Source organism: Acidovorax sp. GW821-FHT10E04 (assembly GCF_059415185.1).
Map to the genome: position 1 here is coordinate 195670 of NZ_JBWKMT010000003.1, position 24977 is coordinate 220646.

The window sequence follows — 24977 nt, forward strand, 5'->3', positions numbered from 1 at the left end:
CTGGGGTCGGTTCGGACAGGTTCATTCAAACAATCGCTGCGCTGCGGGGACGCCGCAGGAGCAGGGCGTAGAGCGCCGCCGCCGCCATCAGCTTGAGCACGCAGGGCAGCACCGCATAGGCGATGCCCAGGGTCTGCAAGCCGCCGTCGCCGCGCGTGCCGGGGGTGTAGCCCAGCCAGCCCAGCAGGGGCAGCGCCAGGCCCGCGGCCAGCGCCAGGTTGAGCTTGGTGGCGAAGTTCCACCAGCCGAAGTACGCGCCTTCGTGCTGGCCGCTGTCGCCCTCGGCCGCGATCACGCCGGCCAGCAGGGCGCCGGGCAGCGCCAGGTCGGTGCCCAGCGCCACGCCCGACAGCGCGCAGACCGCGAGGAAGGGCAGCACATCGCCCACCCCCACGAACGCGGCCCACACAAACACTGCGACCGCCAGCAGCATGCCCGCCAGCCAGGTGCGCGCCAGGCCCCAGCGCGCCACGGCGCGCAGCCACAACGGGATCGACAGCGCGGCGCAGACGAAGTAGGCCGCGAGGAACAGGGGCTCCTGGGCGGGTGGAGCCTGCAGGCGGTCCTGGATGAAGAACAGCACCAGCGTGGCCGGGATGGCGCTGGCAATGCCGTTGAGCATGAACACCGCCAGCAGGCGGCGGAACGCGGGGCGCCCCCACGGCCGCCACAGGCTGGCGCGCCGCGACGGGCGATACCCGCCCGCCACGGCGCCACCCGCATGCGCCGGGGGGCGCGGCGCGCGCGTCCAGGCCCACCAGCCCAGCAGCAAGGCCATGGCAAACACGCCGAGCATGACCGGCAGCCCCAGCAGCGCGGGCAGCACCGAGGCCAGCACCACGCCCGCCAGCGCGGCGCCTTCGCGCCATGCCACGATGCGGCCGCGCTGCAGTTCGTCGCCGCCCAGGCGCGCGCCCCACGCCTGGTGCGCAATGCCCAGCTGGCTGTAGGCCGTGTAGGTGATGAGCAGCGCCACCAGGGCCCAGGCGGTCAGCCCATCGGCCCCGCGCACCAGCGGAAAGAACAGGCCGGTCAGCCCCAGTGCGAGCACCATGGCCGACACCGCGCCCGCCGCCAGCACGGCACGCACCGAGCGGCCGAACAGGTGGTCGCAGAGGCGGCCCAGCAGCGGGTCCGACACCGCATCGAACAACCGCGCCGCCAGCAGCACCGAGCCCAGCGTGGCCAGCGGCATGCCGAACTCGCGGGCATAGTGGTTGGGCAGCAGCACGTACAGCGGCAGCGCCACAAACGCCAGGGGCAGGCCCAGCAGCCCATAGGCCAGGCCGTGACGGGCGCGCAGGGGCTGGGTGGTGCGGGTCATGGCTGCCCCATGGCGCGGGTCGCGCCCAGCAGTTCCTGGCGCAGCCTGGGTTCGGAGGTCTGGGGCGAGAGCCAGATGCCGAAGAACAGGCGCGAGAACTCGGCATCGGGCACCTCGCCCACCACGCGCCCGGCCATCCTGAACACCGCCCCCACGCCCGGCTGGTGAATGCCCAGAAGGCGGTCGCCCACCTTCACGTCCGGCAACGCCGCCTGCAGCGCCTGCTGCCAGCGCGCGGCCTGCTGGGGCGTGAAGCTGCCCACGCGGCGCATTTCCTCGATGGAGCGCCTGGCGATGGCCTCCGCCGTGAAGTCGCGGTGGTAGGTCAGCTCCAGCGCCAGCGGCTGGGCGCCGTAGTTCTCGGCGTCAAAGCCCGGCTGCACCCACAGGCGTGCGCGGTAGACCTCGAAACCCAGGAACCGGAGAACGCCCTGGCCCGCCAGGCGCACGCCGGACAGCGGCGCCGCCGTGGCCTGGGCCGCCCCTGCCCCTTGCGCCACAGCCATGCTGGAATGAAAAACGGCTGCAGCGCAGATAAGACACGCGGTGGCAGCTATATTTTTCATAGCAATCTCAATCCTTGGCCAGCGTGTACTGCACCAGGTCGATGTTGCTCATCGCAAACGCCGCCTCGCAATACGCCAGGTAGAACTCCCAGATGTGCAGGAAGCGCTGGTCGAACCCCAGCTGCAGGATCTGCGTGCGCTGGGCCACGAAGCGGTCACGCCAGCGCCTGAGCGTTTCGGCATAGTCCTGGCCAAAGGCGAACTCGTCCACCACGCGCAGGCCCGCGGCCTCGGCCTCGCGGCGGAACTCGCGCGGGCACGGCAGGCAGCCGCCCGGGAAGATGTACTGCTGGATGAAGTCCGTGGAGCTGATGTAGCGCTCGAACAGGCTGTCGTCGATGACGATGCTCTGGATGCAGGCCTTGCCACCGGGCTTGAGCAGGCGGTTCACCGACTGGAAGTAGGTGGGCCAGTACTCGCGGCCCACGGCCTCGACCATCTCGATGGAGCAGATGGCGTCGTAGGGGCCATCGTGGATGTCGCGGTAGTCCTGCAGCCGCAAATCGGCCTGGTGCTCCACCCCCTGCCCCGCCATGCGCCCTTGCGCGAAGGCCAGTTGCTCGGTGGACAGGGTCACACCGGTCAGCGATGCGCCGAACTCGGTGGCCGCCATCTCGGCGAGCGCCCCCCAGCCGCAGCCGATCTCGAGCACGCGGTGCCCCGGCCGCACCCCCGCCTGGCTCAGGGCGCGGCGCACCTTGGCATGCTGGGCCTTGCGCATGTCGCCGCCCGCATCGCCTTCGAACCAGGCGGACGAGTAATTCATCGTGTCGTCCAGCCACAGCGCGTAGAACGCATTGCCCAGGTCGTAGTGCGCGTGGATGTTCTTCTGGCTGTTGGCGCGCGTGTTGCGGTTGAGCAGGTGCTTGATGCGGTACAGCAGGCGTCCGGCCCAGCTTCCATAGATCACGCCTTCCACCTGCTGGCGGTTGGCGATGAAGAGCTTGATCAGGTCGGTGAGGTGCGGCGTGGTCCAGTCCCCCGCGATGTAGCTCTCGGCGAAGCCGATGTCCCCCGACCTGAGCGCCGCGCTGCACACGTTCCAGTTCCTGAGCGTGATGGCCGCCGAGAGGCCGCCCCCCTGGCCGAAGTGCTGCAGCGTGCCGTCCGGCAGTTGCACCGTGAGGTTGCCATGCTGCAGCCCCTGCAGGAGCCGAAGGGCCGTGCGCGCGGCGGCCGGCGTGCCGGCGGGCAGGGTGGCGTGCAGGGCGGCGCCGGTGGTCGTGGTCGTGTTCATGGCGGTCTCGTCGGGCTGTGGGGTCAACGGGTCACGATGGAGGCAGGGGCCTCGGGCTTGCGGTGAAAGCGCACACGCTTGAGCCACAGCCGCAAGGCCTGCCAGTGGATGCGCGCGATGACGGCCAGCGTCATGGCCGGGTAGCCCCACAGGGCCCGGCGCAGCGTCTGCCCCGTGATGGGGTGCAGGGTGCCGCTCACGCTGGTCTCGATCAGCGGTCCGGCGTCGTCGTCGTAGTCGATGCGCGCCACGGTGCGGCCCGCATCGGCGGGCCCGCCCGCCGTGCGCAGGAAGCGAAAGCGGTAGCCCCCGCCCACCTCGCAGAAGGGCGAGACATGGAACACCTTGCGCGCCCGCAGTTCCACGCCGTAGCGGGGCGCGTCCAGCAGGTAGCAGTGCCGCTCGCCAAAGGTGTTGTTCACTTCCACCACGATGGCGCGCAGGCTGGCGTCGGCGCGGTGGCAGTACCAGAAGCTCACGGGTTTGAAGGTGTAGCCCAGCACGCGCGGGTAGCAGTGCAGCCAGACTTCGCCGGTGGCGTCGGCAATGTCTTCGGCGCGCAGCAGCTCGTCCAGCCAGGCCAGCGCCCCGCCCTGCGCGGCGCTGCGGCCGTCGCCATGGTCCGTGTCGTGAAAGCTGATGGCGCCGCGCCGGTTCACGGCCAGCGGGCCCGGCGCTGCGGCGCCCATGCTGCGCAGGGGCAGCAGGAGAAAGAACGTGGGGTAGGCAAACGCATGCCGCCGGGGCCGCAGCCGCGCATGGCGCACCTGGCCAAAGCCGATCAGCGGCTGCGGGGCCTCGGGAGCGGTGCCCATGCCGATGTTCATGCGGCCTCCGCCAGGGGAGCGGGCTGGCGGGCCAGCACCTGTTCGGCCACGGCGAGCCCGGACTTCAGTCCGTCTTCGTGGAACCCGTAGCCCGTCCACGCCCCGCAGAACCAGGTGTGCCCATGGCCCTGGATCTCGGCCACCTGCCGCTGCGCGCGAATGGCGGCCAGGTCGAACACCGGGTGGGCGTAGTCGTAGCTGCCGATCACCTGGTCGGGCGCGATCTCGCGCACGGGGTTGAGCGAGACGACCACGGGCTGCGCGAAGGGCACGGGCTGCAGCTGGTTGATGAGGTAGTGCAGGCACACGCGCGCCGATTCGCGGCCGGGCTGCGCGGCGCGCTCATAGTTCCACGCGGCCCAGGCGGCGCGGCGCGCGGGCAGCACCGCGGTGTCGGTATGCAGCACCGCGCGGTTGGCCTGGTAGCGGATGGCGCCCAGCACGGCGCGTTCCTGCGGCGTGGGCCGCGCGAGCAGCGCCAGCGCCTGGTCGGAATGCGTGGCCACGACGACCTGGTCGAAATGCCCGGTGCCGCCGTCGGTCACCACCCGCACGCCGGCCGCATCGCGCTCGATGCGGCGCACGGGGGTCGACAGGCGCGTGTCCGCGATACCGGCCACGATCTTGTCCACATAGTGGCGCGCGCCCCCCGCGACCGTCCACCACTGCGGACGGTCGCTCACCTGGAGGAGGCCATGGTTGTGGCAGAACCGGATCAGGGTGGCCACCGGAAACTGCAGCATCTGGTCGGTCGGGCAGCTCCAGATGCAGCCCAGCATGGGCAGGAAGTACCAGTCGCGGAAGGCATCGCCAAAGCGGTGCTCGCGCAGGAAGTCGCCCAGGGGCTGCATGAGCGCCGCATCGGCCCCGGCCTCGGCGATGCGGGTGCACAGGCGGTTGAACCGCAGCAGGTCCGCCAGCATGCCCAGAAAGCGCGGACTGACCAGGTTGGCGCGCTGCGCGAAGACGGTGCCCAGGTTCGTGCCGCTCCACTCCAGCGGCCGGCCGCCCCGGGCCCCGGGCACCTGCACCGAGAACGACATGTCGGACCGGCACGTCTGCACGCCCAGTTCGGCCAGCAGGCGGATCAGCTGCGGATAGGTGCGTTCGTTGAAGACGAGAAAGCCGGTGTCCACGCCCTGCGTGACCAGCCGGCCGCTGGCATCCCGCAGCGTGACATCCACGGTGTGGGTGTGGCCGCCAAAGTGGTCGCCGGCCTCATACAGGGTGATGTGCGCCTGGCCACGCAGCCGGTGCGCGGCCGCCAGTCCGGAGATGCCGGAGCCGATGATGGCGATTTTCATGGCCGGCCCCCTCTGGCCGGTGCCTGGAATAAAAAGGTTGCGAAGCGTCCCGAAACGAATAAGAGAGGGAGGGAGGAGAAGCGCTCCAGGAGGTCAGTCGGAACCCGGGGGCCCGAAAGGCTTCGCAACACTAAAACTGTACGCCACGCAATCGCAGCGTGCAGGGAATAGAGTGGGGCCCTCGCGCGGAAGTTCCAGGCCCCGCGCCGGTTTTTTTTAAAGAAACGTAAAGAAAACATTGCAATCACCGTGGAGCGGCAACAGCGAGTTGCTGTTCGATGGCGCGCACCAGGCCCTTGCTGTCAGGGGCGGTGAGGCTGGAGTACTGGTCGACCAGCTTGCCGTCGCGGCCCAGCAGGTATTTGTGGAAGTTCCAGCGCGGCGCGGTGCCCGACAGCTGTGCCAGCTGGCGAAACAGCGGCGAGGCGTCCGCGCCCTTCACGCTGCTCTTGGCGAACATCGGGAATTTCACGCCGAAGGTGTTCTCGCAGAAGTCCGCGATCTGCTGGTTGCTGCCGCTCTCTTGCGAAAAGTCGTTGGACGGAAAGCCCAGCACGACGAGGCCCTTGTCCTTGTACCGGGCATACAGCTCCTCGAGCCCCTTGTACTGGCCGGTGAAGCCGCAGAAGCTGGCGGTATTGACCACCAGCACGACCTTTCCGCTGTACTGGCACAGCGACTGCGGCTTTTCATCCTGCAGCCGTGCAAAGGTGTGCTGCAAGGTGGCCGGGCAGCTTTCCGCGTCCGCCGCCCACGCGCGAGGGGCAAGCCCGGCGGCCATCGCGAGGACAAGAAGGCCCGTGGCCGGAAAAAGGCGTCTGGAAGAGGTTTTCATAGGACTCATAGCGCAGTGGTGTGGGCAATTTAACCATTCCATCATTTTTTGTCCACATGAGTTTTTATTTGTACTCATTGGTATACGTCGATGAATGGCCACTGGATTCAGATTCCCGGCAGCGGGAAGGGGGTATTGCGTGGCGCACGGCCAGACGGGCATCGGATGCAAGCCGGATGCCGGGCATCAGCCCCGTGGGAGCGTTGAAAAACGGGCCAGGGAGTGCCCATGGCGGCCACACCGGGCGAGGGGGCGTTCACCCGCATCGGGTGCGGCCCCGCTGCGGGGCCGAAAAGATCAGCCCAGGTTGAGCAGGCGGTCGAGCGGGAGCTTGACCCGCACGTCCTTGAAGGCCACCACGCCCGTGACTTTCCAGGGCGGCATGCCGGTGTCGCGGGGAATCGGCTCGCCCGTGGGCATGCCGTCCCGGTTGGTCACAACCGCTACCTTGGGCGTGGTGGCCGTCGTACCTCGGCGGATGACGACACCCACCTCCTGGCTGGCCAACCGCACAAAGGCCCCTGGCGGATACACGCCCAGCGTCTTGACGAGCGCTGCACCGGCCTCGTCCACCTGGTGCTCCTCATCGTAGTAGCTCGCCTGCATGGCCGCCGTGACCGGCATGGGCCAGCGGGCGGCGCGGGGCGCCATGCGGGCGCCAAAGATATCGGCGCGCTGGATCAGCCGGGCCATCTGCTGGGCTTCCGTCTTCTTGGCCAGCGGGCCAGGCGTGCGGTGGTGGTGGCAGCGCACGGCCTCCAGCCATGCGGTGTCGGCCACGCCCAGCGAGCGCAGCAGCGCCTCGGAGCGTGACGCGTGGTCTTCCACGGCCGCGATCTGCTGGGCAGTCAGGGGGTGGGTCTGCTGGGCCAGCTGGTCCTGCAGTTCGGTCATGGCGATGTTCATGGACAAGGCCGCATGCCCGAGCTGCTGCACCCGGCCCTCGGGCCAGCGCAGCATCTCGCGCGCGACCACCATGCACACGCAGGCCACCAGCATGGAGTGGGTGGCGCTGTACATGCGGGTTTCCTGGGCCGACAGGTAGATCAGGGCCAGCAGGGTGATATCGGGCGTCTGCTCACAGTGGCGCGAGAGTTCGTCGTGCAGCGCCTGGAAGCGCCCGCCAAAGTCCGACGGGGACGGCGCGCGCAGCAGTTGCGTGGCGCGCAGCTGCAGCTCGGGCCAGTCGGGCAGGGCCCGGCCTCCGCGCCCGCGCCCCGCCGGGTCGTCGGCCGCCGTCATCTGCATGGCGGCGATCTCGCCCAGGTTGGTGTCCGCGATCAGCATGCGCTGCAGCTGCGCCAGGTAGGCGCGGTGGCTGTCGCCGGATTCATCGGTGTCCACGCACAGCTGGCGGCCCCGCGCCACCATCTTGGCCAGCTCGTCCCGGGTGCGGATGACATAGCCCTTTTGCGCCAGCAGCACGCCATCAGCCCCCCGCAGCACGAAGGGCAGCGGGTGGCCAAGCTGAATGGATTCGATGTTCAGGCTGACGAGGTTCATGGTGCTCGTTACATTATCTAACGACTGGCGCGCCACCAAACCCTGGTCAACCCGGGTGATTGCCCGGTTGTTCGGGCAACCACCACCGGGCCATCACGGTGCGGGCGGCGAGGCGGGCACCGGGGGCAGCGCCGGGGCGGCGGGCGCGTGGTGCGCCCCCCGCAGCCGGCGCACCAGGCGCCCGAACCGCTGGCCCAGATCATCCACCCCGGTGAAGACGGCGGGGATGACCAGCAGGCTCAGCAGCGTGGACGTGATGAGCCCCCCGATCACCGCCACCGCCATCGGCGAGCGGAAGCTCGCGTCGGCCGCGCCGATGCCGATGGCAATGGGCAGCATGCCCGCGCCCATGGCCAGCGTGGTCATGATGATGGGGCGCGCGCGCTTGTGGCACGCGTCGATCAGCGCCTCGAAGCGCGTCATGCCGTGCTCGCGCCGCGCCAGGATGGCGTACTCGACCAGCAGGATGGAATTCTTGGTGGCGATGCCCATGAGCATGATGAGCCCGATGAGCGAGGGCATCGAGAAGCTCTTTTGCGCGATCAAGAGGCCCACGAACGCGCCGCCCAGCGACAGCGGCAGCGCCGCCAGGATGGTCACCGGGTGCAGGAAGTCCTTGAACAGCAGCACCAGCACGATGTAGATGCACAGCACGCCCGTGAGCATGGCCAGGCCGAAGCTGGCGAACAGCTCGCCCATCATCTCCGCGTCGCCGATGGTAATCTGGCGCACGCCCGGCGGCAGGTTCTTGATGGAGGGCAGCGCCTCCACGGCCTTGGTCACGTCACCCAGCGGCTGGCCCGACAGCTCGATCTCGAAGTTCACGTTGCGCGCGCGGTCGTAGCGGTCCACCACGGCCGGGCCGCCGCTGAATTCGAGCGTGGCCACCTGGCCCAGCATCACCGGGCCCTTGGCGCCCGGCACCGCCAGGCGCTCCAGTAGCGACAGGTCCTTGCGGGCGTCGTCCTGCAGCTTCACGACGATGGGCACCTGCCGCGACGCGAGGTTGAGCTTGGGCAGCGACACGTCGTAGTCGCCCATGGTGGCGATGCGCAGGGTCTCGGCGATGGCGCTGCTGGTCACCCCCAGGTCGGCGGCCCGGGCGAAGTCCGGACGCACCGCGATCTCGGAGCGCACCAGGCTGGCGGTGGACGAGATGCTGCCCAGGCCCGGGATGGTGCGCAGGTCCTTCTCGACCGCCAGCGCGGCCGTGGTCAGCGCCTGCGGATCGTCGCCCGAGAGCACCAGCACGTACTTCTCGCCCGATCCGCCCAGGCCCACCTTGCTGCGCACGCCGGGCAGGGTTTCGAGGGCCGTGCGGATCTTGTTCTCGATGCCCTGCTTGCGCGGCCGCTCGCCGCGCTCGGCCAGCAGGATGGTCAGCGTGGCCTTGCGGGTCTCGGCATTGGCTCCGCCCATGAAGGGGTCCGCCCCCGCGGAGCCACCGCCGATGGTGGTGTACACGCTCTGCACGTGCTCCACCTTGGCGATGCGCTCGCGCGCATCCTCGGCCACGGCGCGGGTCTGCGCGAGCGTGGCGCCGGGCGGCAGCTCCAGGTACACCTGGGTCTGCGAGTTGTCGTCCGGCGGGATGAAGCCGGTGGGCAGCAGCGGGATCAGCGCGAGCGAGCCGATGAAGAACGCCGCCGTGGCGATGAAGGTGATCCAGCGGTGCCTGATGCACCAGGCCGCCCAGCGCAGGTACACGGTCATCCAGCGCGGGTCCTGGTGCTTGTCCACGATGGGTTTGAGGATGTAGGCCGCCATCATGGGCGTGAGCACGCGGGCCACCACCAGGCTGGCGAACACGGCCAGCGACGCGGTCCAGCCAAACTGCTTGAAGAACTTGCCCGCGATGCCGCTCATGAAGGCCGTGGGCAGGAACACCGCGATCAGCGTGAAGGTGGTGGCCACCACCGCCAAACCGATCTCGTCGGCCGCCTCCATGGCCGCCTGGTAGGGCGTCTTGCCCATGCGCAGGTGGCGCACGATGTTCTCCACCTCCACGATGGCGTCGTCCACCAGGATGCCCACCACCAGCGACATCGCCAGCAGCGTGATCACGTTGATGGAAAAGCCCAGCAGGTGCATGCCGATGAACGCCGGGATCACCGACAGCGGCAGCGCCACGGCCGAGACGAACGTGGCGCGCCAGTCGCGCAGGAACAGCCACACCACCAGCACGGCCAGCAGCGCGCCTTCGTACAGCAGGTGCATGGAGCCGTCGTATTCCTCCTGCACGGGCTGCACGAAGTTGAAGGCCTCGGTGATCTCCAGGTCGGGGTGCTGCGCGCGCATCTCCTTGAGCGCGGCCTGCACGGCCCCGCCCACCTCGATCTCGCTCGCACCCTTGCTGCGCGCCACCTCGAAGCCCACCACGGGCTTGCCGTTGAGCAGGGCCAGCGCGCGCGGCTCGGCAATCGTGTCCGACACCGTGGCGACCTGATCGAGCCGCACGTGGCGGCCGTCCGACAGCGACAGCGTGAGGCTGGAAAGCTCCTGGGCCGACTGCACCGTGGCCAGCGTGCGCACGGGCTGCTCGCTGCCGCCCAGGTCGGTGCGGCCGCCGGCGCTCTCGGTCTGCACCAGGCGCAGCTGGCGCGACACGTCGGCCGCCGAGGCGTTGAGCGCCTGCAGCTTCACCGGGTCCAGCGCCACATGCACCTCGCGCTGAACACCGCCCACGCGGTTGACCGCGCCCACGCCGCGCACGGTGAGCAGCTTCTTGGCCACGGCATCGTCCACGAACCACGACAGCGCCTCGCTGTCCATGCGGCTCGAGGCGATGGTGAAGGCCAGCACGGGCTGCGCGGCCAGGTCCATCTTGGTCACGATGGGGTCGCGCACGTCGCCGGGCAGGTCGCCGCGCACCCGCGCCACGGCCGAGCGCACATCGTCGAGCGCCTCCTGTGTGGGCTTTTCCAGGCGGAACTCGGCCGTGATGGTGGCGCCGCCGTCCTGCACCTTGGTGTAGATGTGCTTCAAGTCCTGCAGCGTGGCGATGCTGTTCTCGATCTTGCGCGCCACATCGTTTTCCAGCTGCGCGGGCGATGCGCCCGGCAGCGCCACGGTCACGGAGATCGTGGGCAGGTCGATGTCCGGAAAGTTCTGCACCTTCATCGCGTTGAACGACAGCAGGCCGCCGAACGTCAGCAGCACGAACAGCATCAGCGCCGGTATCGGGTTCTTGATGGACCAGGTGGATACATTCATGGAGAACGCTCCTTATTTGATAGCTACCAGCGCTTGATCAACCTGCGCTACAGGCACTTTTTGTTTGAAATCCTGCAGGGAGGAGGTGCTGCCGCTCGCCGGCGGCGCGCCGACCACACGCACCAGGTCCCCGTCATTCAGGAAACCCGCGCCGCGCACGGCGACGGAGGCATTCGCGTCCAGGCCCGAGAGCACTTCCACCCGGTCGGCCACGCGGCGCCCCGTCTGCACCTTGCGCTGCTGCACGCGCTGCTCGGCGCCCACCACGAACACGTACGAGAACCCGTCGCGCACCACCAGCGCCTCTTGCGGCACCGTGAGCGCATCGCTGCTGCCCAGCGCGAACTCGCCGCGCGCGAACATCCCGGCGCGGAAATCGCTGTTCGCCGGCAAATCGACATACACCAGCGCATTGCGGGTTTGCGGGTCCACCGTGGGGGCCACCATGCGCACGGTGCCTTCGGCCGCCGCGCCGCTGGCCGCGGTCACGCTGACCTTGGCGCCCGGCGCGATGCGGCGCAGCTCGGTGGACGTGACTTCGGCGCGCCATTCGAGGCGCCCCTTGCGCACCATGCGGAACAGCTCCGTGCCCGCGCCCACCACCGCGCCCACCGTGGCCGTGCGGGCCGAGATCACGCCGCTGTCGGGCGCCACCACCTGCGTGTACTTCAGGCGCAGCTGCTGCGCGTTCAGCGTGGCCTTGGCGGCCTCCACCCGGGCCTGCGCCGTCTTCTCGGCGGTGGTGTACTGCTGGATCTGCTGCTGGCTCAGGGCGCCCGTGGCCTGCAGCGAGCGGGCCCGGTCGGCATTGGCGGCGGCTTCGGCCGCATTGGCCTGGGCTTCGAGCAGGCTGGCGCGCATCTGCGCCACGTCGGCCTGCACCGTTTCGGCCGAGAAGGTGGCGAGCACCTGGCCGGCCTTGACCACGTCACCCACATTCACCCGCACATCGGTCAGTCGCAGTCCATTGCTTTCGGCGCCGATGCTGGCCTCCTGCCAGGCGGCCACATTGCCGTTGGCCGCCAGGCGCAAGGGCACCGACGTCCGCTGGGGCTGGGCCGTGCTCACCGTGAGCGCGGGGCGGGGCTGGCCCGCCTTGGGCTCGTCGGCGGCGCGCGATGCGCTGGAGAAAACCAGGGCGCCGCCGGTGGCCAGCACGCAGGCAGCAATCACGGCGAAGGCCGTCGGAGAGAACTTGAAGGAAGAGAAATTTTGCATTTGCTTTCGTCCTGAAGAATTCATATCAACTATCCACGGCGCTACGCGCCACTCGCACGGGATGAAACTGGCGCGGCGCAGGCCAGTGCCCCCGCGCAAGGGCCGCCCCGCCGCGCCGGGGGCGTCCCCCTCTCCCGACTCGCCCAGCGAGTCGGGAGAGGGGGAATGCGCGAAGCGACTCAGGGGGTGTTTCACTCTTTCCAGCCACCGCCCGCGGCGCGGTACAGCGAAACCCAGGCGGCCTGGCGTTCGTGCTGCAGCGCGATCAGCGCGTTCTCGGCCGCCAGGGAGGTGCGGCGCGCGTCTTCCAGCTCCACCAGACTCGCCAGCCCGCCGCGCCAGCGCGCCTGCGTGGCATCGAACGAGTTGCGGTAGCCCGCCGCCGCCACCCGCGCACTGGCATTGCGCTCGGCCGTGCTCTGCAGCCGCACCAGCGCCTGCTCGACCTCGCTCACGGCCTGGCGCACCTTGGCGCGGTAGAGCGCGGCGGCCTCGTCGTAGCGTGCCTGCGCCGCCTCCACCTGGGCGCCACGGCGGCCGCCGTCGAACAGGGGCACGCTGAGCGCCAGCGGGCCGATGGTCCAGGTGTTCAGGTCGGTCGTCACGCCGCCGCTGCGCACCCAGGCCGTTCCCACCGAGCCGCTGAGCGACAGGCGCGGGTAGCGCTGGGCCTGTGCGCTGCCCACGTCGGCGCTGGCGGCGGCGACTTCGCGCTCGGCGTTGTACACGTCGGGGCGCTGGGCCAGCACCTGGGCGGGCAGGGCGGCGATGGCGAACAGGGTGTCGGGCGCGGCGGATGCCGGCGTGGACAGGCGCGCGCGCAGCGCGGGCTCTTCCCACCCGGTCAGCGCCACCATGGTCTTGACTTCGACATCGCATTGCATGCGCTGCTGCGATGCGCGCGCCTGGGCTTCGGCGGCGCTGGCACGCGCCAGGGCGGCGGTGGCGGGCGCCGTGAAACCGGCGCGTTCGCTGAGGTCGGACAGCCGCGAGGTCTCGCCGCGCGACTGCGCATCGCGCTCGGCCACACGCAGCTGCTCCAGGCAGGTGCGCAGGCTGCTCGTCTGCTGCGCCACCTCGGCGGCCACGCTCACGCGCGCCTCGTGCCACAGCGCCTGCGCGCCCGCCAGCCGCTCGTCGGCCGCCGTCTTGGTGGCCCGGTTGGCGCCGAAGAGGTCGATCTCCCAGCTCGCCTGCAGCCCGGCCTGCGCCGTGGTGGCGATGCCCGCGAGCTGCTCGTTGAAACCCCGGCTGGCGCTGGCCTGCGCATCGAGCGACGGCAGCAGCGCGGCGCGGCTGCTCACCTGCGTGGCACGCGCCTGCGCGATGCGGGCCTGGGCCTGCGCCACGCCAGGGCTGATGGCTTGCGCGGCATCGATCAGCTCGACGAGCAGCGGGTCGCCCAGCTGCGTCCACCACCGCGCCAGATCCCCCAGCGAGCCCTGGTGCGGCAAGGGCGCCTGCCACGCCACCGGCGGCGGCGCGGGCACCTGCGCGGGGGGCGCCGTGACGGCACAGGCGCCCAGGGCCAGCGGCAGGCAGGCGGCCCAGAAGAATCGGGTCTTGCTCAAAGTCATGCGTTGGATTCCTTGTGCGAATTCCGTGAAGTACTGCGGCGCGCGGGCCGTTGTGCGGCCTGCCGCCGGGCGATCTCGCCCTGCACCATGCTCAGGGCGTAGCCGGTCAGCCGGTCCACCCACTCATCCACAGCCCCCGACCCTGCCAGCTGCGGCGCAATGACCTGCAGCGGATCGCGCTGGGTCCACATCTGCATGATCAGCCCGGCCAGCGAAAAGGCGAGGCGGTGCATGTCGTCATCCACCTCCTGCACGCCCATGTGGCGGCACAGCACCTGGACCAGGGCCAGGTGGGGGGCCCGGCACTCGCGCTCGATGAGCTCGGGCCACACGTGGGTCGGGTCCAGCAGCTCGCGCACATGCAGGCGCAGCGACTGGGTCACGAGGTCATCGTGCTTGAGCGGCTCCAGAAACCCCCCGAAATAGGAGGCGAGCGCCTGCGGCAGGGTCAGTGCGGGATCGGCGAACACGGCGATGAGGTCGCTGCCGCTGCCAAAGGGTTCATAGAACGTGGCCGTGTACAGCCGGGCCTTGTCGCCAAAGTGGTAGGCGATCGCGGCGACATTGGTGCCAGCGGCCTCGGCGATGGCGCGCACCGAGGTCTGTGCGAAGCCCCGCTCGGAGAACAGCTGCAGCGCCGCGTGCAGCAGGCGCGCGCGCGTGTCCTCGCCATCACTGCGGGCGGTGCGCTGGGCTGCGGGAATGAAATGGGCGCCAAAACTCATGGCACCGGATTAAACACCAGAATTCAAACAGTTGTTTGAATTGGCGAAGGCCAGCGGAAAATTCGCCCGCCAAAAATGCAACGAAACGTCACGCCGGGACCGGCCTCAGCCGAACACCGCCCTCCACAGCGCCAGCACCGCATTCCGCTCGGCCTGCAGCGCGGGCGGAGCAACCTGGGTGGGCGCCTCGTCCAGGCGCGCCACGTGCTGCACGCGCCGCAGTTCGCGGTAGGCGTCGGCCGCCGCCATGCCCACGCCGGGCGGCAGCAGGCCCACCTGCTCGGCGCGCTGCAGCAGCGCGATGTTGCCCACGTTGCCCACCAGCTCCGGGTGGTTCGCGGATTGCGAGAGCACGAGGTACTGCACCGCGAACTCCGCATCCACCATGCCGCCCGGGCTGTGTTTCACATCGAACTGCCCGTCGCGCGTGGGGTGCGCCGCGCGCACGCGCTCGCGCATGAGCACGATCTCCTCACGCAGGGCGGCGGGGTCGCGCTCGGAGGTGATCACGGCCTCGCGCACGGCATCGAAGCGCGCCTGCAGGGCATCGCTGCCCATCACGAAGCGCGCGCGCGTCATGGCCTGGTGCTCCCAGGTCCAGGCGGTGTTGCTGCCCCGGCGCTGCTGGTAGTTGGCGTAGGCCTCGAAGCTCGTGACCAGCAGGCCCGAGCTGCCATTGGGCCGCAGTGCGGTGTCGATCTCGTACAGGTCGCCCTCGCCCGTCTTCACGGTGAGCCAGTTGATGAGCTTGCGCACGAAAGCGGCGTAGACCTCGGGCGCGCGCTCGTCGTCGTCGTCGAACACGAAAACGATGTCCAGATCGCTGCCGTAGCCCAGCTCCTTGCCGCCCAGCTTGCCGTAGCCAATGATGGCGAACTGCGGGCTCTCGCGATGGCGCGTCTTGAGCCGGCTCCAGCACCACTGGGCGGTGATGCGCAGCACGCTGTCGGCCAGGGCGGACAGGTCATCCGCCACCTGCTCGACGGTGATGCGCCGCTCCACGTCGCGCGCGAGGGTGCGGAAGGTTTCCGCGTGCTGGGCGCGGCGCAGCAGGTTCAGCAGGGTTTCATCATCGTCCTCGCCCGTGGACTGCAGCGACGCGAGCCGCACGGCCAGTTCGCGCTCGAAGTCCGCCACCACGAAGCGCTCGGCCAGCAGCGAATCCCCCACCAGTTCATCGATCACGCCTGGGTGCTGCAGCAGGTAGCGGGCGGGCCATTTGGCCGCGCCCAGCAGGTGCAGCAGTTGTTCGTGCACGGAGGGGCGCTCCAGCAGCAGCGCCAGATAGCTCTCGCGGCGCAGCAGCGGCTCCAGCCAGTTGGCCAGGCGCAGCGCGGCCTCTTCGGTGACGCGGCCCTCCTTGAGCCACTGCGCGGTGCGCTGCACCAGCCGGAACAGGCGGGCGCGGGCTTCGTCGCGCAGGCCCGCCACGCGCGGGTGGCTGCGCCATTCGGCCACGCGCTCGCGGAATCCGGGCGGCAGCTGTTCCAGCAGGGTGTCGAATTCGGGGGGCGGGGGCGCCGAGGCGCGGGGGCCGCCGCAGCCGCCCCCATTGCACTGCTTCTTGCCCGCGCCACCCAGCAAGGTGTCGAACTCCTGGGCGACGAGTTCGCGGTGCGCGTCCAGCTCGTGCAGGAAGGCGCAGCAGTCGGTGTAGCCCAGGGTGTAGGCGATCCAGGCGAGGTCGTCGTCGCGCGTGGGCAGCACGTGGGTCTGCTGGTCGTCCAGGTACTGGATGCGGTGCTCCACCCGGCGCAAGAAGACATAGGCGCGCGCCAGGGCATCGGCGGTTTCCTGCGGCATGAGGCCCGCCTGGGCCAGGCGCGTGAGCGCATCGAGCGTGGGCCGGCGGCGCAGCTCGGGGAACTGGCCGCCGCGCACCACCTGCAGCAGCTGCACCGTGAACTCGATCTCGCGGATGCCGCCGCGCGAGAGCTTGACGTCGTTGGCGCGCTCGGGGTGGCCCGCGCTGCGCTTGGCCGCATGGTCGCGGATCTGGCGGTGCAGGGAACGCAGCGCATCGAACACGCTGTAGTCCAGGTAGCGGCGGAACACGAAGGGCAGCACCACGCCCCGCAGCGCCTGCACCTCGGGGCTGCCAATGCAGTCGTGGGGCGCCACCACCCGGCTCTTGAGCCAGGCAAAACGCTCCCATTCGCGGCCATGCAGCTGCAGGTACTCCTCCAGCGCCGACAACGAGACCGACGGCGGGCCGGAGTTGCCATTGGGGCGCAGCGCCAGGTCCACGCGGAACACAAAGCCGTGCTCGGTGGTATCCCCCACCAGGCTGTAGATGGCCTTGACCGCCCGCGCGAAGTATTCGTGGTTGGAGATGCGCCCCCGGCCGTCGGCCGTGCCCGCGGTCTCGCCATCGTGTTCGTACACGTAGATCAGGTCGATGTCGCTGGAGACATTGAGCTCGCGCGCGCCCAGCTTGCCCATGCCGATGATCCACAGCTGCACGGGCTGGCCGTCCGGTCCGCGTGGCGCGCCGTGGCGCTCGTCCAGCTCCTGCCGCGCCTGGTGGCTGGCACGGTCCAGCGCCAGCTCGGCCAGCTCGGTGACGGCGCGGGTGATGTCGGCGAGCGGCGCCTGCGCGTCGCAGTCCAGCTGGACGAGCCGTTCCATGACGAGCTGGCGCAGCACGCGCAGGGCCGTGCCCGTGTCGCAGCCGCGCGAGCGCAGCGCATCGTAGGCCGTCTCCATGGTGGCCAGGACCGGCGCCCCTGCGGGCAGCAGGGACAGATCGTCCGCATAGCGGCGGTGCAGGCGCTGGTAGAAGCGCGAATGCGCGGCCAGCGGGCCCTCGGGACGGGGCTGGTGGCAGCGGGGATCAGCGGGAGACGCGGGCATGGCAGACATGGCAAGGGGCCACATACATAAGGACACTGGTTTGTAGTGAACCCGCGCTAAGGCCGCGGGTCATAATTCCTGCCACATTCAATCCCACCATGATCGCTCCCACCACGCACCCCACCCGCCTGCTGAAATTCGTGGCAGGTCTCGCGCGGTGGTCGCTGGGTTTGCTGCTGGCCTTCTGGCTGCTGCTGGCCATCGCGTGGGGGGCACTTCATGGCTGGATTGTGCCGCGAATCGGCGATTTCCGCCCGCAGCTGGAGGCACATGCCGCACGGGCCCTGGGGGTTCCGGTGCGGATCGGGGCCATCGCGGCGCACACGGAGGGCCTGATTCCATCGGTCGAACTCTCGGATGTCGCGCTGCTGGACGCCGCGGGCCGTTCCGCGCTGCGCCTGCCGCGCGTGGTCGTGGCACTGTCGCCCCGCTCCTTGCTCAATGGGGGTTTCGAGCAGCTCTACATTGAAGGGCCCGAGCTGGAGGCGCGGCGCACCGCCGACGGGCGCATCCAGGTGGCAGGCCTGGACTTTTCCCAGCAGCAGGGCGAGGACAACGCCGCGGCCGACTGGCTGTTTTCGCAGGGCGAAGTGTTCATCCGCAATGGCACGGTGCGCTGGACCGACGAGCAGCGCGGTGCCCCCGAGCTTGCCCTGGAGAAGGTGGACCTTCTGCTGCGCAATGGCAACTGGCACCACCACCTGCGGCTGGACGCCACCCCGCCGGAGGCCTGGGGCGACCGCTTCACGGTGGTGGGGCTGTTCCGCGCGCCGCTGCTGAGCGCACGCGACGGCAACTGGAAGCACTGGAACGGGCAGGTGTTTGCAGATTTCGCGCGGGTGGACGTCTCGCGGCTGCGCCACCACGCCGACGTGGGCGTGGAGGTAGCCCACGGCCGTGGCGCGCTGCGCGCCTGGGCCGACGTGCAGCGCGGGCAGATCGTGGGCGGCACGGCCGACCTGGCGCTGGCCGACGTCAACGCGAAGCTGGGCCCCGATTTGCAGGCGCTGGTGCTGCCCTCGATCCAGGGGCGTCTCGGCGGCCGCCGGCTGAACGGGGGTTTCGAGTTTTCAACCCAGGGCCTGCTGTTCCAGACCGATGACGGACTGACCTGGCCGGGCGGCAATTTGCGGCTGGTCCACACGGCCGCCGCGGGCAAGGTGCCCGCCCAGGGCGAGTTCCGCGCGGACCGCCTGGACCTGGCCGCGCTCGCGCAGATCGCGAGCCGCCTGCCGCTGGGGGCCACGGCGCACGATGCGGTCCGCACCTACGCGCCGCAAGGCCTGGTGGATGAGATCCAGGCCACCTGGAAAGGCCCCCTGGACAACCTGCAGCAGTACCAGCTGCGCGGGCGCATCCGCGGCCTCGCGCTGGCCGGCGATACCTCCGCCGGGGCCACCGCCCACCTGGGCCTGCGCGGGGCCACGGTGGACGTGGACATGACCCAGGGAGGGGGCAAGGCGGCCCTGACCATCGCCTCGGGCGCCCTGGTGCTGCCCGGCGTGTTCGAGGACCCGGTGCTGCCCCTGGACCGGCTCAGCGCCGACGTGCGCTGGCAGCTCGAGGGCAGCCGCATCGCGGTGCAGGCCAACGACGTGCAGTTCGCCAACGCCGACGCGCAGGGCGAGGCACGGGCGACCTGGCACACGAGCGATGCGGCCAAGGTGCCGCACCAGTCGCGGTTTCCCGGCGTGCTGGATCTCACCGGCACGCTGCACCGCGCCGACGGCACCCGCGTGCACCGCTACCTGCCGCTGTCCATTCCGGCGGATTCGCGCCACTATGTGCGCGACGCGGTCGTCGCGGGCAGCGCCAGCAACGTGCAGTTCCGCGTGAAGGGCGACCTGCACCACCTGCCGTTCAACGACCCCAGACAGGGCGAATTCCGCATCGCCGCGCGCGTCAAGGACGTGACCTACGCCTACGTGCCCCCCAGCCTGCAGCCGGCGGGCACCCTGCCCTGGCCCGCGCTGACGGAACTGGGCGGCGAGCTGATCTTCGAGCGCTCGTCCATGCAGGTGCGCGGCGCCACCGGCAGCTTCGCGGGGCGCCAGGGCCTGCGCCTGTCCAAGGTGGATGCCCGCATCCCGGACCTGGCCCACACCGTGGTCAGCGTCAGCGCCGACGCCCGGGGGCCGCTGCCCGAACTGCTCGCGCTCATGGGCACGTCGCCCCTGGGCCGCATGACCGGCAACGCGCTCGACCAGGCCAGCGGCACGGGCAATGCGGACTTCCAGCTGCGCCTGTCCCTGCCCATCAGCGACATCAACAAGTCCAAGGTCCAGGGCAGCGTCACGCTGGCCGGCAACGAACTGCGCATCACGCCCGACACCCCTGCGCTGAGCCGCGTGCGGGGCGTGGTGCAGTTCACCGAGGGCGGCTTCTCGCTCAACGCCGTGCAGGCGCAGGCGCTGGGTGGCAGCGTCAAGCTGGAAGGTGGCATGCGCGCGCTGCCGGCCCACACGCCGGCGGCCGAGTCGGCCGTGCAGGTGCGCGCCCAGGGCACTGCGACGGCCGAAGGGCTGCAGCAGGCGCCGCAGCTGGGCATGCTCTCGCAGCTGGCGCGCCACGCCACGGGCAGCACGCCGTACGCCATGACGCTGGCGTTTCGCCGGGGCGTGCCGGAGGTGCAGGTGACGACCAGCCTGCAGGGACTGGCGCTGGCGCTCCCGCCGCCGCTGGGCAAGACCGCGGAGACCAGCCTGCCCCTGCGCTTTGAAACCCAGGTGGCGCGCGAATCCCTGGCCGGCGTGACCCAGGCCGGGCACGGGAGCGGTGCCGACGCCCCGCCCCTGCGCGACCAGGTCACGGTGGACCTGGGCGCGCTGGGTTCGGCCGTGTACGTGCGCGATATCAGCGGGCCCCAGGCCCGGGTGCTGCGGGGCACCATCGGCGTCGGCCTGTCGGGTGGCGAATCGGCCCCCATGCCCGCCCAGGGCGTGGCCGCCAACATCAACCAGGGCAAGCTGGATGTGGATGCCTGGGAGGACGTGCTGACGCAGGCCACCTCCCGCGTGGAAACCGCCGCGCGCGCGCCGGCCGCCGCGGCCCCGGCCAGCGCGCACAGCCTGGCGCAGGACTACCTGCCCACCACGCTGGCCCTGCGTGCGCGCGAGCTCACCCTCCAGGGCCGGACGCTGCACAACATCGTGGCCGGGGCCCTGCGCGACGGCACCACCTGGCGCGCCAACCTCGATGCCACCGAACTCAACGGCTACCTGGAATACCGCCAGCCCGGCGCCGCCGACCAGCCCAACGGGCGCCTGTTCGCACGGCTGTCCCGCGTGAACATGCCGCAAAGCGATGTGAACCAGGTCGAAGCGCTGCTGGATGAACAGCCCGGAGCCCTGCCCGCGCTGGACATCGTGGTGGACGACTTCGAGTTGCGCGGCAAGCGGCTGGGGCGCGTGGAGATCGAAGCGCAGAACCGCGGCGGCGATGGCGCGCAGCGCGAATGGCGCCTCTCCAAATTCAACATCACCGCCCCCGAGGCGAATTTCACCGCCAACGGCAACTGGGCGGTGATGAATGCCGCGGGAGGCGGGCCGCGCACCCCCGACCGGCGCACGGTGCTCAATTTCAGGCTGGACATCCGCGACTCCGGCGACCTGCTGGGGCGCATGGGCATGCCGGGCGTGGTGCGGCGCGGCAAGGGACGCATGGAGGGCCAGGTGGCCTGGATGGGCGCGCCCTTCAGCCCGGACTACCGGTCCATGACGGGCCAGATCAACGTGAACATCGAAGCAGGCCAGTTCCTCAAGGCCGAGCCGGGCCTGGCCAAGCTGCTCAGCGTGCTCAGCCTGCAGTCGCTGCCGCGGCGCCTCACGCTCGATTTTCGCGACGTGTTCAGCGAAGGCTTCGCGTTCGACTTCGTGCGCGGCGACGTGCGCATCGAGCAGGGCGTGGCCACCACGAACAACCTGCAGATGAAGGGCGTGAATGCCGCCGTGCTGATGGAGGGCAGCGCCAACATCGACCACGAGACCCAGGATCTGCGCGTGGTGGTGGTGCCCGAGATCAATGCCATGACGGCATCGCTGGTGGCCACCGCCATCAACCCCGTGATCGGCCTGGGCAGCTTCCTGGCCCAGGTGTTCCTGCGCGGACCGCTCATCGAGGCCGCCACGCAGGAGTTCCGCATCGACGGCACCTGGACAGACCCGCGCGTCGTGCGCGTCCCCCGCCGCGGGCGCGAGCCCGGCCCCGCCAGCGACGCAGCGCCCCGCACCAGCCCCGCCAGAACCGGAGAAGCCTCATGATGAAAGTCGCCGCGATCCAGATGGTGTCGGGCACCCGCCTGGAAGACAACCTGCGCGCCGCGCGCACGCTGCTGGAGCAGGCGGCCGGCACCGGCGCCGAGCTGGCGGTGCTGCCCGAGTACTTCTGCGCGATGGGGCACAAGGACACCGACAAGCTCGCGCTGCGCGAGACCCTGGGCGAAGGCCGGATTCAGGATTTCCTGGCCAGCGCGGCGCGCGACCTGCGGATGTGGGTGGTGGGCGGCACCTTGCCGCTGCAGACCGCCGCGCCGGACCGGGTGCGCAACACCACTCTGGTGTTCGACCCCACGGGCGGCTGCGTGGCACGCTACGACAAGATCCACCTCTTTTACTTCGACAACGGCCGCGAGCAGTACCACGAAGGCCGGGTCATCGAGGCCGGTGGCACGCCCGTGCAGTTCGAGCTGCCATCGCGCGACGGCCACCGCTGGCGGGTGGGCCTTTCCGTGTGCTATGACCTGCGCTTCCCCGAGCTGTACCGCCTGCATGCCAGCGCCGGAGCGGACCTCCTGCTGGTGCCCAGCGCGTTCACCCACACCACCGGCCAGGCGCACTGGGAGGTGCTGCTGCGCGCCCGCGCCGTGGAGAACCTGGCGTACGTGCTGGCCCCCGCCCAGGGCGGCGTGCACGAGAACGGCCGGCACACCTGGGGCCACAGCATGCTGGTGGACCCCTGGGGCACCATCCTGGCCGAGCAGGACCAGCAGGCGGGCGTGGTGTCGGGCGTGGTCGACGCGCAGCGCCTGCGCGACGTGCGCCTGCAGCTTCCCTCCCTGTCGCACCGCGTCCTGTGAAGATCCCGCAGCAGCGCACACTTTTCAGGCGCTGGCGGGGCGCATGGCGGCGCTGGTCGCTGTGGACCCTGCTGGTACTGCTCGTGATCTCCATGCTCGCCACCATGGTGTGGCTTGCGGGGCGGTACGAGGCCAGCCAGGTGCAGTCGCGCCTGGAGCGCGACACGGCCGACGCGGTGTCCGACATCCGCGTGGCGCTCACGCGCAACCTGCAGAGCCTGCAGGCACTGCACGCGGGCGACCCGGGCCAGCTCGCCTGGGAAGTGGATGCCTCGGAGCTGCTGCGCAACCGGCGCGAGCTGGTGCGCATCGAGTGGCGGGATACCAGCCTGCGGGTGCGCACGCATGCCCAGTCGCCCTACCGCCCCGTGGCCTGGGACGCGCGGCTGCGCGAAGGCAACCAGTCCGACGCCGCCATTGCCTGCGCTAACGCGCGCCGCCTGAGCAGCCCCGCCTATTCCAGCAGCTACTTCCAGCCGCACGGCGACGGGCTGGGCTCGGAAATGATGGAGCTGTGCCTGCCCCTGAGCTCGGGGGGGCGCAGCACAGGCTTCCTCGTGGCCACCTACGCCCTGCAGGACGTGCTGATCAACCTGGTGGCGCACAACCTCACGCGCAGCCAGGAAGCCTCCTTCACCGAGGCCGACGGCACGCGGCTGGCCGTGCTGGGCGCCGCGCGCCGGGGCTCGCGCATGTTCACGGCCACGCACCTGCTGGATCTGCCCGGCAGCACGCTGGTGCTGCGCATGGACACCTGGCACAGCGCGCCCAGCCTGTTCCCCAATGTATTGACCGCGCTGGTCACCGCCATGTCGATCGCGCTGGTCACCGTGATGGTGGTGCTGGTGCGCGACAACCGCCGGCGCCTGCGCGCCGAGCGCGACCTGGCCGACGCGCTGGCATTCCGCAAGGCGATGGAGGACTCGCTGGTCACGGGCCTGCGCGCCCGCGACCTGGAAGGCCGCATCACCTATGTGAACCCCGCGTTCTGCGCCATGGTGGGGTTCAGCGCCCCGGAACTGCTGGGCCAGAGCGTGACCGCACCCTACTGGCCGCCCGAGCGCGTGGAGGAGTACCGCCAGCGCCAGGCCATCCGCTTCGCGGGCACCATGCCGCCGCGCGAGGGGTTCGAGTCCGAATTCATGCGCAAGGACGGCACGCGCTTTCCGGTGCTCATCATCGAGGCCCCGCTCATCAACGCCCAGGGCCTGCACACGGGATGGATGAGCGCGTTCCTCGACATCAGCGAGCAGCGGCGGGTGGAGGAGCTTTCGCGTGCCTCGCAAGAGCGGCTGCAGGCCACCGCCCGGCTGGCCACCGTGGGCGAGATGGCCTCGCTGCTGAGCCACGAACTCAACCAGCCCCTGGCCGCCATCTCCAGCTACGCCACGGGCTCCATCAACCTGCTGGAGGCGCCGGCGCCCCAGGCGGGAAGCCCGGCGGGCGCCGCACCCAACGCGGAGCAGCTGCAGGACGTGCGCATGGCCATGCAGCACATCGCGCGGCAGGCCGAGCGCGCGGGCAAGGTGATCAAGAGCGTGCACGACTTCGTGCGCCGCCGCGACCAGGCGCGGGAGGCCGTGCAGGCGCGCCAGCTGCTCGACGCCATCCTCCCGCTGGTGAGCCTGCAGGCGCGCAAGCTGGCCGTGCGGGTGAACACCACGGTGGAGCCGAACCTGCCCCCCGTCCTGTGCGACCGCACCATGGTCGAGCAGGTGCTGCTCAACCTGGCGCGCAACGCCATGCAGGCCATGGACGACCCCGCCATTCCCACGCGCGTGCTCGACATCCGCGTGCGGCGAGCCGCCTCGAACCAGCACAGCGGATGGATCGAGTTCGCGGTGACGGACCTCGGAACCGGCATCGCGGCGGACGTGGCGAAAAAACTCTTCACGCCCTTCTTCACCACCCGCGCCGAAGGCATGGGCTTGGGCCTCTCGATGTGCCGCACGGTGATCGAGCAGCACGGTGGTTTTCTCGGATTTGCCCCCCACGAGCCGCGTGGTACGGTCTTTACCTTCACGCTGCCCGTTCCCCAACCTTCGCCTGACACCTGATGGAACCCGTATCCAACGCCACCGTGTACATCGTGGACGACGACGCCAGCGTGCGCGAGGCGCTGGCCTGGCTGCTGCGCTCGCGCCGGCTCCCGAGCGAATCGTTCGACAGCGCCGAGGCCTTTGATGCCATGCTGCAAAGCCGCCCGGCGCAGCGCCAGCCCTGCTGCCTGCTGCTGGACGTGCGCATGCCCGGCATGAGCGGCCTGGCGCTGTTCGACCTGCTCGCCGTGCGTGGCGACCTGGCCACCATGCCGGTGATCTTCCTCACGGGCCACGCCGACGTGCCCACGGCCGTGGACACGGTCAAGCGGGGCGCCTTCGATTTTTGCGAGAAGCCCTTTTCCGACAATGCCCTGGTGGACCGGATCGAGCAGGCGCTGGCGCAGTCGGCGGAGCGGCTGGCGCAGCTGCGCGAGCGCAGCGACCTGCAGGTGCGGCTCGCGGACCTGACGGAGCGCGAGCGCGATGTGATGGACCTGGTGGTGGCGGGCCTGCCCAACAAACTGATCGCCGACCAGCTGGACATCAGCGTGCGCACGGTGGAAGTGCACCGCTCGCGGGTGTTCGACAAGATGCAGGTCAAGTCGGCGGTGGAGCTGGCCAACCTGCTGCGCACGGGGCAGTAGGCCGGCCCCCGCGCCCCCGCGCCGGGGTGCGGCGG

The 24977-nt window shown here is 70.3% G+C and carries 16 protein-coding genes; 4 read left to right on the plus strand and 12 right to left on the minus strand.

The window, feature by feature from the left end; translation table 11 throughout:
• Positions 1–25: 25 nt before the first annotated feature.
• From AC07OC_RS10335 to glnE, 12 genes are all read right to left on the minus strand, one after another.
• Positions 26–1324, minus strand: coding sequence for an MFS transporter (locus AC07OC_RS10335; RefSeq protein ID WP_492245176.1), 1299 nt, complete (start codon positions 1322–1324; stop codon positions 26–28).
• Positions 1321–1830 carry a chalcone isomerase family protein gene (locus AC07OC_RS10340; protein WP_492245175.1) on the minus strand — a complete coding sequence of 170 codons (510 nt, stop codon included), beginning with the start codon at positions 1828–1830 and terminating at the stop codon, positions 1321–1323. Before AC07OC_RS10340 ends, AC07OC_RS10335 begins: the two co-directional genes overlap by 4 nt.
• A 67-nt stretch (positions 1831–1897) precedes the next feature.
• The gene (locus AC07OC_RS10345; protein WP_218339435.1) at positions 1898–3127 is read right to left on the minus strand and encodes an SAM-dependent methyltransferase; all 1230 of its coding nucleotides are present in this window, start codon (positions 3125–3127) and stop codon (positions 1898–1900) included.
• A gap of 23 nt (positions 3128–3150) precedes the next feature.
• Positions 3151–3942, minus strand: coding sequence for a DUF1365 domain-containing protein (locus AC07OC_RS10350; RefSeq protein ID WP_492245272.1), 792 nt, complete (start codon positions 3940–3942; stop codon positions 3151–3153).
• Between the two features lie 8 nt (positions 3943–3950).
• The gene (locus AC07OC_RS10355) at positions 3951–5258 is read right to left on the minus strand and encodes an NAD(P)/FAD-dependent oxidoreductase (RefSeq protein ID WP_218339434.1); all 1308 of its coding nucleotides are present in this window, start codon (positions 5256–5258) and stop codon (positions 3951–3953) included.
• Between the two features lie 244 nt (positions 5259–5502).
• The gene (locus AC07OC_RS10360) at positions 5503–6093 is read right to left on the minus strand and encodes a glutathione peroxidase (protein ID WP_370627761.1); all 591 of its coding nucleotides are present in this window, start codon (positions 6091–6093) and stop codon (positions 5503–5505) included.
• 297 nt (positions 6094–6390) lie between these two features.
• Positions 6391–7596 (minus strand): HD-GYP domain-containing protein, encoded by a 1206-nt coding sequence (locus AC07OC_RS10365; protein ID WP_218339433.1) that lies wholly within the window; start codon positions 7594–7596, stop codon positions 6391–6393.
• A gap of 93 nt (positions 7597–7689) precedes the next feature.
• Positions 7690–10809: an efflux RND transporter permease subunit gene (locus AC07OC_RS10370; protein ID WP_218297138.1), complete on the minus strand. Its 3120-nt coding sequence runs from the start codon at positions 10807–10809 to the stop codon at positions 7690–7692.
• A 12-nt stretch (positions 10810–10821) separates the two neighbouring features.
• Positions 10822–12027: an efflux RND transporter periplasmic adaptor subunit gene (locus AC07OC_RS10375; protein WP_492806647.1), complete on the minus strand. Its 1206-nt coding sequence runs from the start codon at positions 12025–12027 to the stop codon at positions 10822–10824.
• Between the two features lie 191 nt (positions 12028–12218).
• Positions 12219–13604: an efflux transporter outer membrane subunit gene (locus tag AC07OC_RS10380; RefSeq protein ID WP_494601122.1), complete on the minus strand. Its 1386-nt coding sequence runs from the start codon at positions 13602–13604 to the stop codon at positions 12219–12221.
• Positions 13601–14329, minus strand: a complete 729-nt coding sequence (locus AC07OC_RS10385) for a TetR/AcrR family transcriptional regulator (RefSeq protein ID WP_218339431.1) — start codon at positions 14327–14329, stop codon at positions 13601–13603. The genes AC07OC_RS10380 and AC07OC_RS10385 overlap by 4 nt, the downstream gene beginning before the upstream one ends.
• Positions 14330–14434: 105 nt before the next feature.
• Positions 14435–17182, minus strand: coding sequence for a bifunctional [glutamate--ammonia ligase]-adenylyl-L-tyrosine phosphorylase/[glutamate--ammonia-ligase] adenylyltransferase (gene glnE / locus AC07OC_RS10390; protein WP_218339430.1), 2748 nt, complete (start codon positions 17180–17182; stop codon positions 14435–14437).
• Positions 17183–17280: 98 nt separating this feature from the next.
• Between glnE and AC07OC_RS10395 the strand changes: the two genes are divergently transcribed.
• From AC07OC_RS10395 to AC07OC_RS10410, 4 genes are read left to right on the plus strand one after another with little or no spacing between them, the layout of a single operon-like run.
• Positions 17281–21441, plus strand: coding sequence for a YhdP family protein (locus tag AC07OC_RS10395; RefSeq protein ID WP_218339429.1), 4161 nt, complete (start codon positions 17281–17283; stop codon positions 21439–21441).
• Entirely contained in the window at positions 21441–22256 is an 816-nt protein-coding gene (locus tag AC07OC_RS10400; RefSeq protein ID WP_218297221.1) for a carbon-nitrogen hydrolase family protein, read from the plus strand. Before AC07OC_RS10395 ends, AC07OC_RS10400 begins: the two co-directional genes overlap by 1 nt.
• A complete protein-coding gene (locus tag AC07OC_RS10405) occupies positions 22253–24313 on the plus strand; it encodes a two-component system sensor histidine kinase NtrB (protein ID WP_370627760.1) in 2061 nt (686 codons plus the stop codon). The genes AC07OC_RS10400 and AC07OC_RS10405 overlap by 4 nt, the downstream gene beginning before the upstream one ends.
• A complete protein-coding gene (locus AC07OC_RS10410) occupies positions 24313–24942 on the plus strand; it encodes a response regulator transcription factor (protein ID WP_218297133.1) in 630 nt (209 codons plus the stop codon). Before AC07OC_RS10405 ends, AC07OC_RS10410 begins: the two co-directional genes overlap by 1 nt.
• The last annotated feature ends 35 nt before the right edge of the window (positions 24943–24977 follow it).

What these genes read in the sequence shown, in the direction of transcription:
- AC07OC_RS10410 (WP_218297133.1), top strand. Translation starts at nt 24,313, where the DNA reads ATGGAACCCGTATCCAACGCCACCGTGTACATCGTGGACGACGACGCC.
- AC07OC_RS10370 (WP_218297138.1), bottom strand. Translation starts at nt 10,809, where the DNA reads ATGAATGTATCCACCTGGTCCATCAAGAACCCGATACCGGCGCTGATG.
- glnE (WP_218339430.1), bottom strand. Translation starts at nt 17,182, where the DNA reads ATGCCCGCGTCTCCCGCTGATCCCCGCTGCCACCAGCCCCGTCCCGAG.
- AC07OC_RS10350 (WP_492245272.1), bottom strand. Translation starts at nt 3,942, where the DNA reads ATGGGCACCGCTCCCGAGGCCCCGCAGCCGCTGATCGGCTTTGGCCAG.
- AC07OC_RS10355 (WP_218339434.1), bottom strand. Translation starts at nt 5,258, where the DNA reads ATGAAAATCGCCATCATCGGCTCCGGCATCTCCGGACTGGCGGCCGCG.
- AC07OC_RS10365 (WP_218339433.1), bottom strand. Translation starts at nt 7,596, where the DNA reads ATGAACCTCGTCAGCCTGAACATCGAATCCATTCAGCTTGGCCACCCG.
- AC07OC_RS10400 (WP_218297221.1), top strand. Translation starts at nt 21,441, where the DNA reads ATGAAAGTCGCCGCGATCCAGATGGTGTCGGGCACCCGCCTGGAAGAC.
- AC07OC_RS10345 (WP_218339435.1), bottom strand. Translation starts at nt 3,127, where the DNA reads ATGAACACGACCACGACCACCGGCGCCGCCCTGCACGCCACCCTGCCC.
- AC07OC_RS10335 (WP_492245176.1), bottom strand. Translation starts at nt 1,324, where the DNA reads ATGACCCGCACCACCCAGCCCCTGCGCGCCCGTCACGGCCTGGCCTAT.
- AC07OC_RS10360 (WP_370627761.1), bottom strand. Translation starts at nt 6,093, where the DNA reads ATGAAAACCTCTTCCAGACGCCTTTTTCCGGCCACGGGCCTTCTTGTC.
- AC07OC_RS10340 (WP_492245175.1), bottom strand. Translation starts at nt 1,830, where the DNA reads ATGGCTGTGGCGCAAGGGGCAGGGGCGGCCCAGGCCACGGCGGCGCCG.
- AC07OC_RS10375 (WP_492806647.1), bottom strand. Translation starts at nt 12,027, where the DNA reads ATGCAAAATTTCTCTTCCTTCAAGTTCTCTCCGACGGCCTTCGCCGTG.
- AC07OC_RS10395 (WP_218339429.1), top strand. Translation starts at nt 17,281, where the DNA reads ATGATCGCTCCCACCACGCACCCCACCCGCCTGCTGAAATTCGTGGCA.
- AC07OC_RS10380 (WP_494601122.1), bottom strand. Translation starts at nt 13,604, where the DNA reads ATGACTTTGAGCAAGACCCGATTCTTCTGGGCCGCCTGCCTGCCGCTG.
- AC07OC_RS10385 (WP_218339431.1), bottom strand. Translation starts at nt 14,329, where the DNA reads ATGAGTTTTGGCGCCCATTTCATTCCCGCAGCCCAGCGCACCGCCCGC.